We start from the raw sequence: 18188 nt of genomic DNA, 5'->3' as shown, positions 1-18188 counted from the left end.
AAAAATCAACTATATGAAAAAAACTTTACATTTTTTACTGGTTTTTTTATGTGCAGTTTCTTTTGCACAGAAAAAAGATGCCTGGACAGAAGTGGATAAATTGACTGTCAATCCTTCTGACAAAATAAGAAAATCTGTTCTACCTGCAGATTATAAATTGTATCAATTTGACTACCATACATTTGCTGGTAAATTGGTTGATGTTCCTAACAGAGATTATATAACTGGACAATCAAATGTAATCGTAACATTACCTATGCCAAATGGGAAAATGGAAGATTTTAGAATTGTTGAAGCCTCTGTTTTTGATGAGGAATTACAAAGTCAATTTCCAGAAATTAGATCCTTTGCGGGTCAAGGTGTTCAAGACCCATCTAAAAATTTAAGATTTTCAATTTCTCCCTACAATGGACTAAGTGCCATGATTAGAGTTGGATCTGAAAAGACAACTTATATTATTGATCCTTTTTCAATCGATTATAAAACGGTAATCGTTTATGATCGTTCTAAAACTACAAAATCTGTTGGTGAATTTATTTGTACAACTGAAGATGCAGTTCGTGAATTCGGTATACAAACACATAGAGGTGGTAATGTAGTGTACAATAATGCAGACGATGCTAATTTGAGAAGATTTAGAATGGCGCAGTCTTGTACGGCAGAATATGCAAATTATTTTGGAGCAACAAGTGCTGCTCAAGTTAATTTAGTTTTAGCTGCATTCAATGCTACTTATACAAGAGTGAATGGCGTTTTTGAGATGGATTTCAATGCTACTTTTGTTATTATTGCTCAATCTACTAATGTTATTTATTACAATCCAGCAACAGATCCTTATTCAGCAGCAGCTAATATGGCAAATTGGAATACAGAATTGCAAAATAATTTAAGTGCTAACTTAACTGGTCCAGCTACTTCTTTAGCTGCTAATAACGCAGCGTATGATATTGGCCATTTATTTGGTGCTACGGGTGGTGGTGGAAACGCAGGTTGTATTGGATGTGTGTGTGATAACGATACGGCTAGTACTACTGATAAAATGAAAGGTTCTGGTATTACTTCACCTGCCGATGGAATTCCAATGGGAGATAATTTTGATATTGATTATGTAGCCCACGAAATTGGTCACCAAATGGGAGGTAACCACACTTGGACTTTTGGAGGAAACGAAGGTACTATTGCTCAAGTTGAGCCAGGTTCAGGTTCTACTATTATGGGATATGCCGGTATTACTGGTGCTACAGATTTACAAGCGCATTCAGATGCATTATTTCATGCGGTTTCAATTCAGCAAATTACCAATAATATAAAAGCAAAATCGTGTCCGGTTATTGTTCCAATTTCAAATGCTGTGCCAACAGCTAATGCAGGTGCAGATTTAACGTTACCTATTGGAACTCCGTTTAGACTAGATGGAATAGGAACTGATGCAAATACAGGCGATGCATTGACTTACATTTGGGAACAAATGGATGATAACAATGCGGCAACTACCTATCCTTCACCTACAGCTACTTCAGGTGTAGCGTTTAGAAGTTGGGTAGCAACTACTTCTCCTACACGTATTTTCCCAAGAATTGAAGATTTATTAAGTAGTGGTGTAAATGGAACAATGTGGGAAAAAATCCCAACTGTAAATAGAACTATGAATTTTAGATTTACAGTGAGAGATAATAAACCTGGTGGTGGTGCTAATGAAAGTGACGATATGGTTGTTACTTTTACTAATACAAGAGGGCCTTTAGCAGTAACTTCACAAAATACAACAGGTATCAATTACCAACAAGGTTCTACACAAACGGTAACATGGACAGTAAACAATACTAATTTAATGACGGGTGCAGCAAATGTAAACATTAAATTATCAACAGATGGAGGTTATACTTATCCAATTACTTTATTAGCTAATACGCCAAATGATGGTTCTCAAGCAGTAACCATTCCAAACGTATTTGCTCCTTATTGTAGAATTATGGTTGAAGCAGCTGCGAATAACTTCTTTGCCATTAATACACAAACTTTTTCTATTGGTTATAGTGTAACAGAAATATGTAATAATTATACTGCTAATCCTGCAGGGGCAATTCCTCAAGGAAGTTATGCAGGTTGGGCAATTAATGTACCCGCTAACGTAACAGTTACCGATGTTAATGTTACAACAGGAATTACGCACGGTAGAAGAAATCAAATTTACGCTTTTGTTAGAAAAGCCGGTACACCAAATATAGATGTGAATTTATTCCAAACGGGAAGTTGTTTAAATAATGTTGCCGATTTAAATGGAACTTTTGATGATGAATCAGCTAACGCAAATGGATGTGGTACTACCAACAATTTTGGTAACATGCAACCATTACAATCATTAACTGCTTTTGACGGAACAACTGCTTCAGGCAACTGGATATTAGCAGTAGCTGATGCAACTAACGATACAAGAACTGGTACAGTTGATAGTTTTACATTTAATATATGTTACAAACAAGTGATTGAAACACCAATCCCTTGTGGACAAATCTCCACTACTTGGAACGGTTCAACTTGGTCAAATGGCGCACCATTAAGAAATGTGGCAGTTACTTTTGCGGGTAATTATACTTCTACGGGCGATTTAGAAGCGTGTTCAATCACGGTTAATTCAGGAGTAAATGTTACTATTGGTTCTGGACATACTTTTGTGGTTGGAGGGTCTGTAACGGTTAATGGTACGGGTACTTTAACAGTGAATAATAATGGAGCATTACGTCAGTTAGATGGTGCTGCTGTAAATACTGGAAACATTATTGTTAAAAGAGATTCAGCGCCTATGGTACGATTGGATTACACAGCTTGGTCGTCACCGGTTTCGGGTCAACAATTACAGGCGTTTTCACCAAATACTTTACCAACGAGATTCTACCAATATTTATATACGGGTACTACAACACCTACGGCTTATCAATCAGTTTCACCAACAACTAATTTTGTGGTTGGAAAAGGATACATGATTAGAGCTGCGGATAACTGGCCAACAACCTTAACAACGTTTAATGGTCAATTTACAGGAGTTCCAAACAATGGAAATGTGTCACAACCGGTGGGTGTAGGATATAATTTATTAGGTAATCCTTACGCATCACCAATTGATGCACGTGCATTTTTAAGTGCTAATCCATCAGTAGGTACGTTATATTTCTGGACGCACACAGTTGCAGCAAGTGGAGGTGTTTATCCGGTTAATAATTATGCTTCTTATACTACTTTAGGAGGTACAGCTTCTGCAGCAGGAGGAGCAGTGCCAAATGGATTTATACAAACAGGTCAAGGATTCTTTGTAAATGCTACTGCAGCTGGGAACTTAAATTTCACAAATACCCAACGTGTCAATGCAAGTTCAAGCACACAATTCTTTAGAACATCAAATGCTGCTGTTACACAAGAAGTAAATAATGAAGTACATAGAATTTGGTTAAACTTAAACGATGCATCAAATAATTATAATCAAATATTAGTGGGTTATACTAATGGTGCTACCAATGGATATGATCATAGTATTGATGGAGAAGTGTTAGATAAGAGTACTACGATGTTGTATAATGTAATTAACGATACAGAGTATGTTATTCAAGGAAAAGGATTGCCTTTTGCAGATACAGACGAAGTAGCATTAGGATTAAAAGCTACGGCAGCGGGTACTTACACTATTTCATTAGGAAATGTAGACGGATTATTTGCTTCACAAGATGTTTTTGTAAAAGACAATGTGACAAATATTATCCATGATATAAAACAAGCGCCATATGTGTTTACAACAGAAGCGGGTACTTTTAATACTAGATTTAAATTAGTGTATAAAAATACAGTAATGTCTAATGAAGATTTTGTACCAGCCGACCATATTGTAGTTTTTGTTCAAAATGATGTAGTAAAAGTTGATTCTACACAAGAGATAGCTTCGGTTCAGGTGTTTGATGTATTAGGAAGAAACATTTATACTAATGATAAGGTGAATGAGAAAACACTTTCTATAGCATCGATTGCGAATAGAAATCAAGCATTAATTGTAAAAGTTACATTAACAAATGGTCAAACTATAGTAAAGAAAGTAATTAAGTAAAATAAAAGCCTTGTTTACAAGGCTTTTATTCATAAAAAAACCACGCAATTGCGTGGTTTTTTGTTTATTGTTACCGAATTAAACTTTCATAATTTCAGCTTCTTTAACAGCTAATAATTCATCAATTTTTTTAATAAAATTATCAGTTAATTTTTGAACGTCTTCTTCAGCTTTTTTACAAATATCTTCTGAAGTACCGTTTTTCTCCTCTTTTTTGATATCCGTATTGGCGTCTTTTCTGGCGTTTCTAATTCCAATTTTAGCATCTTCAGCCTCAGCTTTAGCTTGTTTTACTAAATCTCTACGACGCTCTTCAGTTAAAGGTGGAATATTAATAATAATGTTTTCTCCATTGTTCATTGGGTTTAAACCTAAATTGGCAATCATAATTGCTTTTTCAATAGGTTGCAACATGTTTTTTTCCCAAGGAGTTACGGTTAAAGTTCGGGCGTCTGCTGCATTAATGTTAGCTACTTGTGATAAGGGAGTTTGCGATCCATAGTAATCAACAAATACACCACCTAACATTTGAGGAGAAGCTTTTCCTGCTCTAATGTTTAAAAATTCTTTTTCTAAGTGTGCAATTGAACCATTCATAGATTCTTTAGCGCTGTCAATGATAAAGTTAATTTCTTCAGTCATTTTTTTATATTTTTAAATCTTTTTACTATTAAATTGTTACAGTAGTTCCTACTGTTGCTCCTTCACAAACTTTTAATAAATTTCCTGGTTTGTTCATATCAAATACAATGATAGGTAATTTATTTTCTTGACTTAATGTAAATGCTGTAGTATCCATAACATTTAATCCTTTTGCTAATACATCCTCAAAAGTAATGTTATCAAATTTAATTGCATTAGTATCTTTTTCTGGATCAGCCGTATAAACGCCATCAACACGAGTTCCTTTAAGAATAACATCTGCATCCACTTCAATTCCTCTTAAAACGGCTGCGGTATCAGTAGTGAAATAAGGATTTCCAGTTCCTGCTCCAAAAATAACAATTCTTCCTTTTTCTAAATGGCGTGTCGCTCTTCTTTTAATATAAGGTTCCGCAATAGCTTCAATTTTTAATGCCGTTTGTAAACGTGTTTGCATACCGGCTTCTTCTAAAGCACCTTGCAGCGCCATTCCATTAATTACGGTTGCTAACATTCCCATATAATCGCCTTGTACACGGTCCATGCCGTTGCTTGCTCCAGCTACACCTCTAAAAATGTTTCCACCACCAATTACAATTGCAATTTCAACACCTTTATCATGAATTTCTTTAATTTCTGCAGCATATTCCGCTAATCTTTTGGGGTCAATTCCGTATTGTCTTTCACCCATTAGGGCTTCACCACTTAATTTTAAAAGAATTCTTTTGTATTTCATAATTAGATAATGTTTGTTAATGAGCTTATTAGGCTTCATTGTTGTGTTGAAATTTTATGATGCAAATATAATTATATTCTAATTCAAAAAAAATGAAGTTTTAGTATTATAATTGTAGTGATTCAAATGATTTTTTGGCTTCTAAATAGCCAAGTTCAAAAATTAAATCCATTTTATTTTTATTGGTTTCAAAAGTACTGTAATTGGCCAATTCTTTGGGTTCAATAATCCAATCGCATAAATTGAATTTTTGATAATTTCCATGGGCATAGAGCAAATCAAATGCTCTTGATGTAACAGATTTTATAGTTTTTAAATCGGTTTTTTGAATATTTTGAATGGGACTAACATAAATACCTATTATTGCATCACATCTTCCTTGTAATAAATCGGTTGGAAAATGATTTAAAATGCCACCATCGCTATACATTTTTCCGTTTATTTCGTAAGGTGAAAGTACACCTGGAAACGAGGAGGAGGCTAAAATAGCATCTACAATTAAGGTATCGGGATTAAAAACTTTCAACTTTCCTTTAACTAAGTCAGTAGCGGTAATTTGAACAGGAATTTTTAAGTCACCAATTTTATTGTCTTCAAAAATAGCTTTGAAATAACTTTTAAAAGAATCGGAATCAATTATTCCTGCTTTTTTAAGTGTAAAATGTTTCCAATGGAAAAAGTATATCGATTTAAAAAAATCTAAAATTTCTTCTGGTTTTTTTCCAAAACAATAAAGCGCTGAAACTATTGCTCCTGCACTTGTACCCGCCATTTGTGATGGAAGTATTCCTTGTTCACTTAAAAATTGAAGTGCACCAGCATGTGCAATTCCTTTAGAACCACCACCAGACAAAACAATTCCTGTGGACTTTGAATGAAAATCAATCATATGTAACTATTATTACATTTAACACCAAAGTTAATTGTAATTTTGTAATATAAATGATTTAAAAATAGAATTTTTAGTACATAATTCCCATGAAAGATATAATTGAAAAAAGTATACAATCTAGTTTATCCTATTCCGAATATAGAAATTTGATTTCAAGTCTATTGGCTGAAGGAAAGTCAACTGGTCATGTTCAAAACGAAGACTTGAGGCATTATTCTGAATTGAATGTGGCTCGAATGAATAGAATTGAAAAAACAGTTGAACTTTTACCTGAAGTGGTTTTAACTTTAGAGCAGTTACCCAAAAAATACATTTGGTTGGTTTTATCAGAAGGATGGTGTGGTGATGCCGCTAATATAGTTCCTGTTTTACATAAAATGGCGGAAGCAACCGCTCAAATTGAGTTAAGAATTGTTTTAAGAGATGAACACGATGACTTAATGCAATATTTTTTAACCAATGGGGGCAAAGCCATTCCAAAGTTACTAGTATTAGATACTGAAACATTGGATGTTGTTGCCGATTGGGGACCACGACCTCAGGAAGCAAAGCAATTAATTTTAGATTATAAAGCGGCACATGGAGTTGTGGATGAACCTGCAAAAATTGCACTTCAAAAATGGTATGTTCAAAATAAAGGTGTAGCTATTCAAAAAGAAGTTGTAAATTTACTTACTAGCAAGCTAGTTTAAAGTTCCTATAATTTTTAATTTATCAGAAGTGGAGATACCTCCTGGATTGCATCCCAACTTTCCTTCAGGTATTTCCATTTTTAGTTTATGATAATAGTCTTCCCAAACAGGAAAATAGGTATTAGTTTTTGGTGATTTAAACGTCATAGGTACTAACTGAAAAAAAGGTTTCCCATATGCAAATAAAAACGCATCATACATTAATTCTGAACAGTAGTAACTTCCATTATCATATAAATAAGCATCATCATAAGGAATGCCAATTTGTTGTAAAGAAAATGAAATTGCTTTAGGAATCAATTTTCGATATCTTCTTTTTAAGCGTCCCACATACATGGTTTCTTTTGTGTACGATTTAAATGTTTCTAAAGTGGTTAAACGCACTGAATTTCCAGATGCTTCTATGATAAAAGTGCTGTCGTTCTTAACATATACCATGCCCATATGGCTAAAATCTTTACCTTGGTACCCTTCTGTAACTTCGTTAATGGCCTCACACAAAGGGCCACAATTCATCGATTGGAAAATAAAATCACCTGTTTTTAAGGTTATATTTTGCCCTAGAGAAGAATAGCTAATAAGTAAAAAAACAGAAAGAAATTTAATCTTGAAGTTGTTTTTCAAATGCTTCGGGTGTAACGCCATTTGCCACATCATAAGTTCCAATTTTAGTTCTTCGTAAAGCAGTTAAATGTCCGCCCGATTGTAATGCTTTTCCAAAATCAAAAGCCAAAGAACGGATGTAAGTTCCTTTGCTACAAACCACTCTAAAATCAATTTCGGGTAACTCAATTCGGGTGATTTCAAATTCATGAATGGCTATTTTTCTAGCACTAATTTCCACATCTTCACCTGCTCTAGCATGCTCATACAATCGCTTTCCGTCTTTTTTAATTGCAGAAAAAACAGGCGGGAATTGCTCAATTTCACCTAAAAACTGTTGGGTTGTTTCTTGAATTAATGTATCTGTAATATGTGATGTCGGGAAGGTTGCATTAATTTCAGTTTCTAAATCATAAGACGGAGTTGTTGCACCCACCGTAATGGTGCCGGTATATTCCTTCACCATTCCCATTAATTCGGGTATTCGTTTAGTAAATTTTCCAGTACATACAATTAATAAACCAGTAGCTAATGGGTCTAAAGTACCCGCGTGACCAATTTTAAATTTCTTTGGTAAATTGTATTTTCGTTTTAAAACAAATTTTAATTTATTAACGGCTTGAAATGAAGACCAAGTTAATGGTTTATCAATCAGAAGCACTTTCCCATTCAAAAAATCTTCCGCACTCATTAAATAATGGTTAATTTTTGAATAAAAAAGTGAATTAACAAAATGGCAATCCCAGCAATAATTCTGTAATAGCCAAAGATTTTAAAACCATGTTTTTGTAAATATCCAATGAAAGATTTTATAGCAATAAGAGCCACTATAAAGCCAACGATATTTCCGATGATTAATAAATTTACTTGCTCTTGTGTCAGTTCAAAACCAGCTTTGTAATAATCATACGATTTTTTCACTGTGGCGCCTAACATAGTTGGAATGGCCAAGAAAAATGAAAATTCAGCAGCTGTTGTTCTAGATAATTTTTGGGTCATACCCCCAACAATACTAGCACCACTTCTTGATACGCCAGGAATCATAGCTAAACATTGAAACAATCCAATTTTAAAAGCAGTTAAATACGATATTTTGGTTTCTTCAGAGTTGCCAAACCAATCGTCGACCTTTAAAAGTAAAACACCGCCAATAATTAAAGAAACAGCAACAGTAATTGGGTTTTCTAATAATTGATCAATAGCGTCACTAAACAATAATCCAAAAATAACCGCAGGTATAAACCCAACGAATAATTTGAAATAAAAATCGAAACTTTGAAAAAAGCGTTTAAAATATAAAACCACAACCGAAAGGATGGTTCCTAACTGGATGACTATAGTGAAAAGTTTGGTAAAATCGTCTTGTGCAATTCCAAAAAAAGAAGAGGCAATAATCATGTGTCCGGTTGAAGAAACAGGTAAAAACTCTGTAATTCCTTCAATTATAGCTAATAGGATGGCTTGTAATGTATTCATATGGGCAAAAATAAGTATTTTTTAAATTATAATTAAAGAAATGAATGTTGTAAATTTCACTTAAAAATTTTTACTTTAGTTTTTTAAACCAAATTTGTTAATGAAGTCGTTTTATTTACTTTTATTTTTTATTTGTTTTCAAGTTAGTGATTTGAGAGCACAAAAAAATGATGCTTTTGAGGAAGTAAAAAAGCGTGTATCTAAAACATTTTTTAATACTCCAGAAAAAGCCAAAAAAGATGCCTATCAATTAAAAAAAATGGCAAAAAGCAATTTGGAAAGAGTAATTGCGCTTCAATATTTAGGCTATATATATGATTTAACAGGCAAACCCGATTCGGCACGAGCCTATTTCGAAGAACGCTTAAGTTTTACAACAAAACATTTTCCAAAGTCAATTCATCAATATCAAGCCGTAATTGATTTTTGTAATTGGGGAATGGATTACGTAGACCGTACACGTTTGGTAGCTATTTTGACCACAAACTTATCTACAATTGAAGAAAAGAAGTTTAATAGAGAAACGGGCTTAATGAACTTGTTGTTAGGAGATGTTTTTTTAAAAGATCGAGAAGTTGATAAAGCCGCTATTTATTATGACAAGTCTTATAAATTAATCAAAGATTTAAAATTTGCGGCAGCTGATCATTTTTACAGGAAAAGTGAAATTGCAATTATAAAGAAAGACTTCAAAACGGCTAAAAAATATTTATTACAGGGATTGTCCTCTTTTAAGGAAAAAGAGATTTATACATATCCCATGTATTTAAGTAAATTAGGTTATGTTGCTATAATGCTTAATGAATTAGAGTTAGCAAAAAGTTATTTGTTTGAATCGTTGTATTATCAGCAAAAAAATGGATTCCAAGAATTAACTTCTGAAACCTATTTAAATTTAGCTTATTTGGCCCAAACAAAAAAGGATAATACATTGGAAATTTACTATTTAACAAAAGCAGAAGAGTTAAATAAGGGAGATGTTGATGTCTTGAAGAAAATTTATTTAGGACTAAAGGAATATTATTCTAAAATGAATGATCGAATTAACGAACGAAAATATTTTGAAAAATTTGAGCAATTAAATGATAGTATTACACAATTAGAAAAACAAAAAATTAGATTTGATTTAGAATATCGATTTCAAAAACAACAAACCGAAAAAGAGCTTACCTTAAAAGAAAATATTATAAAAAAAGACGCACGAATAAAATGGCTTTATTTTATTGGTATCACATTGGTTTCTATATTTTTAGTATTTATTTTATTCGTGTATTTTTACAGGATAGCTCTTCAGAAAAAATTAAGGTATAATCAAAAATTATTGCATGAAGAACAATTGAAATTAATGCAAGAGGATCAAAGGAAAGAGATTATCAAAGAAAAAGTAAAAGTAAAATTAGAAGAACGAAAAAAAATTTCCATGGAATTACACGATGGAATTGCCAATGAAATAAGTGCATTAAAATTAAGTATATCCAATGAAAATAATTTAGATAAAGGAGAAATTCAAACCATTATTAATAAAATTGATCGATTGTATCATGAAGTTAGAAGTTTTTCTCATGAGTTAGATCCAGATAATATTACAGAAGTTGAATTTTCCCAATTAGTCAACAATTTGTGTGAACTAATTGAAAACAAAGGGATTGTAGTTAAAAAGAATATTTTAATTTCAAAAGATATTGACGACTTAGATGAATTTGTACTTATAAATTTATACAGGATAATTCAAGAAATTGTAAACAATATCATTAAACATGCACAGGCTTCAGTGGTGCAATTGGATATTTATGAAGATGATTCAGATTTAGTGATTTTTATTCAAGATAATGGTAAAGGGATGCAAGTATCAACCACTACTAAATCGGGCATCGGACTTAAAAATATTAGAAATAGAGTTGAAACTTTAAAAGGACATTATGAACTTTTACAACAACAAGAGGGTGTTGCAATGCTTATAAAAGTACCTTTAAATACAAATTAAATTTTATTTAATATTAACCATTTGAGTAGAGCATTTTTTTCTTTGGGTAGTGCCAGTTTTTCTATAATTTTTGTTCTGTGACCCTCTACCGTTTTTTCTGAAATAAATAAAAGCTCTGCTATTTGTTTTGATGTTTTTTGGTTGGCAATAAGTTCAAGTACTTTTCGTTCAGAAACAGTTAATTTTTCTAATCCAACCTCCATTTTGTTTGTGTCAAATATCAGATCACTTTCTATAATCGTATTTAAATATTTTTTACCACAATTTAAATTTTGTAAGCATGTATCGAGTTCTTTTATGGCAAATTCTTTCAAAATGTAGCCATCAACACCTAATTCTAATGCTCTTTGATAAATAGAACTTTCTTTGTGCATAGTTAAAAGTACAATTTTAGTCTTCAGTTTTTGTTCTTTAACTGCTTTTAAAATATCTAAACCATCTAAACCCGGCATATTAATGTCGATAATAGCCACATCGGGTTGATGAATATGAATTAAATTTAGTGCCTTAACACCATTTTGAGCCGTTTCTACAACACGGTATTTTAAGCTTTCAAGAAAAAGCTTCGTGCCGTTTAATGTTAAAGGGTGATCGTCAGCAATGATAACTTTCATTTTTTTATTTTTATCTTAATTGTAGTTCCTGATTGGTTAGATATAAATTTAATTTCACCATTTATTGAATGAATTCGTTCTATGATACTATGAATACCAAACGATTTTTTTGATTTTAATTGTTCTTCAAATTTGAAACCTATTCCATTATCTTTAATTTCTAGATATAAAAAATCTTCTTTTTCCACTAAGGTTACTTTTGCTGCATGAGCATTAGAATATTTAATAATATTGTTTAATCCCTCTTGAATGACTCTAAATAATTGAATTTCTTGTTTGCTGTGTAAACAATTAGTATATGAAATTTCAGAAGTAATAAAGAAATTGTTATTTATTTTTAAACGTTCAATGAGGTTCTTAACACTGCTTTCAAGACCAATTTTTTCAAACATAACAGGGTGTAAATTCCTGCTAATAGAGCGCACATCTTCTATGATTTGGTCAATTTTATTATTTATTTCGTGTTCTGAAAATGGTTTGTTATGTTTTAATGTCAACAACTCATGATTGATTCCATCGTGTAATTCTTTGGCAATTCTTTTACGTTCTTCTTCCATGTTTTCTAGAAGTTTTACGGTAAAATGTTTTTTTAATTCTTCATTTTCTTTTCGTTTGTAATTTTTAAAATTAGAATAAATAAACAGCCCAAATAAAATAAAAGTTAATGATGTTGAAAAAAGAATAATTATGGTTCTGTTTTTTTTATCGATTTGCAATTCATTCAACGCAAGTAATTGTTCTTTTTTTTCTGTTTCATATTTGGTTTTTAACTCCAGGATTTCTGATTTTGTTTCATCACTAGATATTTTTTTTGATGCCAATTCATATTCATTAGTGTAGTAATAAAGGTCTTCTAAATTTTTAGACAGGTAAGCATCTTGTTTAAGATAGTAATAAATATTTCTTAATGTTTGATGGTCGTTTTCTTTTTTTGATTTTGTAATTCGATTTAAAAAATAGGATTTATTAGAAAGGGGCGAATTGGTGGCAAAATTATAATCTGCCAATATCCAATTAAACATGTCAGAAGATCGGATTGTATTTTTTTTCTCGACAAGTGGTTGGGTTTCATCAATAATCTTTTTAGCTAATTCTAATTTATTATTATTTATTAAAAATTCGATATAATATACATTAATTTCAATTTTAAAAAAGTCGTCTATTTCTGGTTTATTTTTTAGTTCCTGATAGGTTTTAATAATTTCTGAAATTGACTCTTGAACTTTAAAAGCCCTTAAAATCTTAATTTTAGTAAGAACGAGCATGTAATAATTGTTCGTTTTGTTTTGCTGAAAGAGTTGAATCCCTTCATTGATTTCGTTTTCTGCATCTTTATAAGATTTTAAATAGAAATAGATATTTGCTAAAAGCATTTTACATTTAGACCAACCGTCTACAAATTTGTGTTTTTCAAAGGTTTTTATAGCAAATTGTGAATATTGGATTGCCTTTTTATAATTCCCTTGGTTTAACAAACAATTACCATAAAAGTAATAGGTGTAAGCTATTGTTAATTCATTGTTTTTATTTTTCGGAAAACGCAACGAAAGGTTCTTTTGGCAAAATTGTATGGATTCCTTAAAATTTAAATTAATAAGATGGTAATACGCTAGGTAGTTGTTGAATTTTAAATGTTGTGAAACGGTTAATTGTTGGGAGGCTTTAATTAATTGTAAAACATTATTTATGTCTTTTTTGTCAAATAATTTGTGACTAGTAAGGGAATCTATCACAGTATCGTAATAGTTAAGAATAAATTTTTCTTTGTTTGAGTTTTTTTGTGATGTGGTGTTTTTAGTGATACTCAAAGCAGTTGTACTGTATAACAACAAAAACAAGAAGAGGTATAAGTTTCTAACTATTAACATTTTACTGTTTTAATTTGTGGTGCGTTACAAATATAAGTAAATCCCGTATTTCATATTAAGTTTATATAAAATTCAGGGGTTAACCCTTGTTTTTTTAGAGTATAAATTGCTTCAATTTTATGGAAACAATTTTATCCTTTAAATTATGAGATTAAAATTACTTTTTACGTTTATGGTTTTTAATACCATAGTTGCCTTTGCTCAAGTAGGAATAGGCACTACAACACCAAATGGAGCGTTAGATGTTAATTCTTCAACACAAGGCTTTTTATTGCCAAGAGTGTCCTTAACGGCATCTAATGTAGCTTTGCCTATAGTTAATCCTGCAGGAGGTGCATTAATTAATGGCACTATGGTATACAATACTGCCACTTCAGGTGTGTTTCCCAATAATGTTCTGCCAGGATATTACTATTGGAACGGGTCAAATTGGATTCGATTGAATGCCGATTCTAGTTGGTTAATTCAAGGTAATAGTGGAACTAATGCAACTACCAATTTTTTAGGAACACTAGATAATGTAGATTTAGTTTTTAGAAGAAATAATTTAATTTCTGGTAGATTGTCTGCTACGAATACCTCATTTGGGGTAGAAGCCCTGTCAAATGTTACCACAACGGCCCAAAGAACAGTTGCTATTGGTGTTAATGCATTGAAGAATTTGTCTTCTGGAAACGATAATATAGGAATTGGATTTGGGGCTTTAGAGACGAATACTACGGGAATACAAAATGTAGCATTGGGTACAGCCGGTTTAAGTTTAAACACAACGGGAAGTTATAATACTGCTATTGGATACAATGCCTTAACTAGAAACGCAACGGGTATATTGAACACGGCAATAGGAAACTCAAGTTTGTTTAATAATTTGGGAGGGAATAACAATGTAGGCGTTGGATATTCAGCGCTCCAAAGAAACTTCTCTGGATCTTATAATGTTGCTTTAGGTACTAATGCTGTTTTTAATAATCAAACCGGTAGTAATAATGTGGGGATAGGAGAATCGGCTTTAGAACGAAACATAAGCGGGAATAATAATGTTGCAATAGGTTCATCGAGTCTGTTTAATAATCAAGGCTCTTCTAATAACACAAGCGTCGGACATGAGTCGCAATTAAATAATTTAACGGGTCAAAATAATACCTCTTTAGGTTACCAAACCTTGTTTTCAAATAATGCTGGAAGTAGCAATGTTTCAATAGGAAATCAATCTTTATATTCTAACACTTCAGGATCAAGAAATATTGCTATCGGAGAAAATTCTGGAACCAATATAACTTCAGGTAATAATAATACATTTTTAGGACATAATACAGGTACTACTATTAGTACAGGTTCAAATAATACAATTATTGGTTCTAATGTAAGTTTACCGGCGGCAACATCTAATAATATTGTATTAGCTGATGGAGCTGGTAATAGAAGAATAAATGTAGATCAAAACGGTAATGTGGGAATAGCAATAACCGCACCAACTGCACAATTACATACTAATGGAACAGTTAGACATGAGAATTTAGGAGGAACTGGAACTCGAATGGTGGTTGCAGATGCATCTGGAAACTTAAGTACTCAAGCGATACCTTCAGGGGCCTCAGTTGCTTCTGTCAGAACAGTAACCGCAAATACAACTTTATTAGTAACAGATAATGGAGGTTTTGTATATGTAGATTCAACTTCAAATTTAACCGTAACAGTACCATCAACATTACCAATAGGATTTAATTGTGTAGTGGTAAGAAAAAATACAGGAAATGTAACTATGGTTGCAGGTGCTGGAAATACATTACAAACAGCAAGAGGATTAAATGCTAGAGCTCGATTTTCGGCTATGGGTGTTATAAAAGATACGGCTTCTACTACAACAATTACAGGAGATGGAATTTAAAAAGATGAAACTTAAATTTGTTTTTTTGTTTCTTTTTATTGCAACGGTCTGCAATTCCCAAGTTATATTGAATGCACTTGAAGGAGAATTATGGAATAATCCTATGTGCTCCAATAAAAATATTTCTAAAACACCTTGTTCGCAAGTGGTTGGTGCTGTTCTCAATGATAATGCCTCAACGCCTTTAGGGAAAGAATATGATTGGAATGGTGCTGGTGGTTTTATTGATGGAGGAACAAATCAAGCATTAATAGAAATAGGAAACCAATGTTGGTTTAAAAGAAATGCAATTAATTTGCCTTCTAACTTTGATCCGTCACCAATTTGGAATTATGACCCTGCGGATATAGATGTGGGCTGGAGTGGTTTTTATCAAGGTGGTCCTTATACTAATGAAGGAAGATTATACCAATGGAGTGCAGCAATGAATGGTGCCACATATGAAAGAGCTCAAGGAGTGTGTCCTATTGGATGGCATGTTCCAAGTGATTGTGAATGGCAATATTTAGAAAATACACTAGGAATGAGTATTGCCGACCAACAATTTGAAGGTTTGAGTTTGATTGGAAGACAAACGGGTAGTGTAGGTTCAAAATTATCATTATATGTTACTTCAGGAACTAATTCAACAGGTTTTTCAGGATTATTAACTGGTTTCAATACTACAGAAGATACCTTTCAAAATAGAGGTGCAACCGGAGATTTTTGGACTTCTACAAGAGATACCTCTCTAATGCCGATGCCAGGTTTAGCTCACTATGCAAGAAATTTGTATTATGGTAATATAGGAATTAGGAGATATAGATTTAATGCCAAATATGCTTTGGCAGTTCGATGTTTAAAAGATTAGAAATGAAATCAAAAATTCAAATAATTTTATTGCTTTTGTGTATCAATATAAGTTTCTCACAAGTTGTATTAGAAGCTTTAGAAGGAGGAGTAATTAATACTTGTTTTTCACCCACAACTATAATATCAAAAACACCTTGCAATGCTATTGCAGGAGCTACAATAAATGACGATTTAACAACCCCTATGGGAATAGAATATAATTGGACTGGAGCAACTGGTTTTGTTGATGGAGGAACGGTAAGAGCATTAGTAGATATCAATGGGCAATGCTGGTTTAGAAGAAATGCAATTAATGTTCCTTCTAATTATCCTGCCCCTTCTACAACAATTGCGCCTGGTGGTGATCAAGGATGGAGTGGTTTTTATAATTTCACCTATACAGCTGGTCATGGTAGATTATATCAATGGAAAGCTGCCATGAATTTAGTTTTGTTTGCAGATAATTGGGGAGGTGTCGATTTTTCAACTATCGAGCGTTCTAGAGGAATTTGTCCTGTGGGTTGGCATGTGCCAAGTGATTGTGAATGGCAATATATGGAAGAATACCTCCAAGTTCCTTCTCAATATTTGGATCAAGATATGTTTTGGAATACAAGAACTTTTCCATCAACAACAAATACAGGTTCAGGATCTTTTATTAGTGCAGGATTACCAACCGCTCCAAATAATAATCAAACGGGTTTTTCAGCTTTATTAACGGGTCATAAAGATATAAATTTTGATAATTCATTTTCAGGGATAACTCGCTATGCCTCTTTTTGGACATCATCGGCGAAAAACCTAGTTTTAGGTCATCACATGTCAACTTTTTATAGAAGACAGCTTTTTTGGTTTTATGTAGGAATAGAAAGAGCAGGAGCTAATCCAGGTGCGGCGTTCTCAGTTAGATGTTTAAAAGATTAATTATTTAAGGATTCATGAGTAGATTTATTATATTTATTTTTATATTTTTTTTTCAAAGTATTAAATCACAAGTTGTGCTTGAAGCTTTGGAGGGGGGTGAGCTCAATACTTGTTTTTCTCCAACTACAATTATATCGAAAACTCCGTGTAGCGCTGTCGTAGGTGCAACGTTAAACGACGATTTAACTACTCCAATGGGCATTGAATACGATTGGACAGGAGCAACGGGTTTTATAGATGGTGGTACAGTAAGAGCTATTGTTGATATTAATGGGCAATGTTGGTTTAGAAGAAATGCGATAAATGTTCCTTCAAATTATCCATCACCAGTACTACCATCAGGAGCTGATTTAGATATTGGTTGGAGTGGTTTTTATGGAAACACATATGTTGCAGATAGAGGAAGATTATATCAATGGAAAGCGGTAATGAATTATATATTGCCTTTATGGACTGGAACATGGACTATTAATGATTACCTTGCTATAGAGAGAGGAAGAGGTATTTGCCCTGTAGGTTGGCATGTTCCTAGTGATTGTGAGTGGCAATACTTAGAAGATTTTGTACAAGTTCCTTCTCAATATTTAGATAAGTTTATGTCTTGGAATACAAGAACATTTCCCTCAGCAACAAATACAGGTTCTGGTACTTTTTTAAGCGCGCAAATTCCAACTGCTCCTAATAATCAAACGGGTTTTTCAGTTTTAATATTTGGTTATCGTGATAGATCTAATATGTGGGGTAGTAATCAAATATCAGGCTTTTGGACTTCAACCTTATCCTTATATAATACTGTTCATAATCTTTCTGGTTTTGTAAATAGAGAATTATTAAATTTTTATGTTGGAATACAAAGAAGTAATATGTCTCCTGCAAATGCCTATTCATTAAGATGTTTAAAAGATTAGATATGTTGAAACAAATATTGATATTTCTCTTTTTTAT

15 protein-coding genes are annotated in these 18188 nt (G+C 32.4%); 7 read left to right on the top strand and 8 right to left on the bottom strand.

All coding sequences use genetic code 11. From position 1 onward, the window contains the following. Positions 1–13: 13 nt before the first annotated feature. The gene (locus KQS_RS14120) at positions 14–4093 is read left to right on the top strand and encodes a reprolysin-like metallopeptidase (protein WP_014389686.1); all 4080 of its coding nucleotides are present in this window, start codon (positions 14–16) and stop codon (positions 4091–4093) included. 78 nt (positions 4094–4171) lie between these two features. Here KQS_RS14120 and frr read toward each other — a convergent pair whose 3' ends face one another. The 3 genes from frr to KQS_RS13255 form a co-directional block, all read right to left on the bottom strand. Continuing rightward, entirely contained in the window at positions 4172–4735 is a 564-nt protein-coding gene (frr, locus tag KQS_RS13265; RefSeq protein ID WP_014389685.1) for a ribosome recycling factor, read from the bottom strand. A gap of 28 nt (positions 4736–4763) precedes the next feature. Continuing rightward, a complete protein-coding gene (gene pyrH / locus KQS_RS13260) occupies positions 4764–5471 on the bottom strand; it encodes a UMP kinase (RefSeq protein WP_014389684.1) in 708 nt (235 codons plus the stop codon). Between the two features lie 106 nt (positions 5472–5577). Next, positions 5578–6360, bottom strand: a complete 783-nt coding sequence (locus KQS_RS13255) for a patatin-like phospholipase family protein (RefSeq protein ID WP_014389683.1) — start codon at positions 6358–6360, stop codon at positions 5578–5580. A gap of 89 nt (positions 6361–6449) precedes the next feature. On the opposite strand from KQS_RS13255, the gene KQS_RS13250 reads away from it, so the two are divergent. Beyond that, positions 6450–7055, top strand: coding sequence for a thioredoxin family protein (locus KQS_RS13250; protein ID WP_014389682.1), 606 nt, complete (start codon positions 6450–6452; stop codon positions 7053–7055). Here KQS_RS13250 and KQS_RS13245 read toward each other — a convergent pair. From KQS_RS13245 to KQS_RS13235, 3 genes are read right to left on the bottom strand one after another with little or no spacing between them, the layout of a single operon-like run. Beyond that, positions 7047–7679 (bottom strand): YiiX/YebB-like N1pC/P60 family cysteine hydrolase, encoded by a 633-nt coding sequence (locus tag KQS_RS13245; RefSeq protein ID WP_242400768.1) that lies wholly within the window; start codon positions 7677–7679, stop codon positions 7047–7049. The genes KQS_RS13250 and KQS_RS13245 overlap by 9 nt on opposite strands. Continuing rightward, positions 7657–8349, bottom strand: a complete 693-nt coding sequence (gene truB / locus KQS_RS13240) for a tRNA pseudouridine(55) synthase TruB (RefSeq protein ID WP_014389680.1) — start codon at positions 8347–8349, stop codon at positions 7657–7659. Before truB ends, KQS_RS13245 begins: the two co-directional genes overlap by 23 nt. Then, entirely contained in the window at positions 8349–9134 is a 786-nt protein-coding gene (locus KQS_RS13235) for an undecaprenyl-diphosphate phosphatase (protein ID WP_014389679.1), read from the bottom strand. Before KQS_RS13235 ends, truB begins: the two co-directional genes overlap by 1 nt. 100 nt (positions 9135–9234) lie before the next feature. On the opposite strand from KQS_RS13235, the gene KQS_RS13230 reads away from it, so the two are divergent. Beyond that, positions 9235–11118 (top strand): tetratricopeptide repeat-containing sensor histidine kinase, encoded by a 1884-nt coding sequence (locus KQS_RS13230; RefSeq protein ID WP_014389678.1) that lies wholly within the window; start codon positions 9235–9237, stop codon positions 11116–11118. Here KQS_RS13230 and KQS_RS13225 read toward each other — a convergent pair. Together KQS_RS13225 and KQS_RS13220 are read right to left on the bottom strand one after the other, a co-directional pair. Continuing rightward, on the bottom strand, positions 11115–11732 hold the full coding sequence (locus KQS_RS13225; RefSeq protein WP_014389677.1) for a response regulator: 618 nt from the start codon (positions 11730–11732) through the stop codon (positions 11115–11117). The two genes, KQS_RS13230 and KQS_RS13225, sit on opposite strands and share 4 nt — an antisense overlap. Then, entirely contained in the window at positions 11729–13600 is a 1872-nt protein-coding gene (locus KQS_RS13220) for an ATP-binding protein (RefSeq protein WP_014389676.1), read from the bottom strand. Before KQS_RS13220 ends, KQS_RS13225 begins: the two co-directional genes overlap by 4 nt. Before the next feature lie 145 nt (positions 13601–13745). Here KQS_RS13220 and KQS_RS13215 point away from each other — a divergent pair, with 145 nt between their 5' ends. The 4 genes from KQS_RS13215 to KQS_RS13200 are packed head-to-tail and all read left to right on the top strand — an operon-like array spanning position 13746 to position 18151. Next, the gene (locus KQS_RS13215) at positions 13746–15488 is read left to right on the top strand and encodes a beta strand repeat-containing protein (protein WP_041252125.1); all 1743 of its coding nucleotides are present in this window, start codon (positions 13746–13748) and stop codon (positions 15486–15488) included. 4 nt (positions 15489–15492) lie between these two features. Then, the gene (locus KQS_RS13210; RefSeq protein WP_014389674.1) at positions 15493–16338 is read left to right on the top strand and encodes a fibrobacter succinogenes major paralogous domain-containing protein; all 846 of its coding nucleotides are present in this window, start codon (positions 15493–15495) and stop codon (positions 16336–16338) included. 2 nt (positions 16339–16340) lie between these two features. Then, entirely contained in the window at positions 16341–17243 is a 903-nt protein-coding gene (locus KQS_RS13205) for a fibrobacter succinogenes major paralogous domain-containing protein (RefSeq protein WP_014389673.1), read from the top strand. Positions 17244–17257: 14 nt separating this feature from the next. Continuing rightward, the gene (locus tag KQS_RS13200; RefSeq protein ID WP_014389672.1) at positions 17258–18151 is read left to right on the top strand and encodes an FISUMP domain-containing protein; all 894 of its coding nucleotides are present in this window, start codon (positions 17258–17260) and stop codon (positions 18149–18151) included. Positions 18152–18188: the final 37 nt, after the last annotated feature.

The sequence above is a fragment of the Flavobacterium indicum GPTSA100-9 = DSM 17447 genome (genome assembly GCF_000455605.1).
In the GTDB taxonomy this organism is placed as follows: domain Bacteria; phylum Bacteroidota; class Bacteroidia; order Flavobacteriales; family Flavobacteriaceae; genus Flavobacterium; species Flavobacterium indicum.
This window is presented reverse-complemented; position numbering and strand designations above follow the sequence as displayed.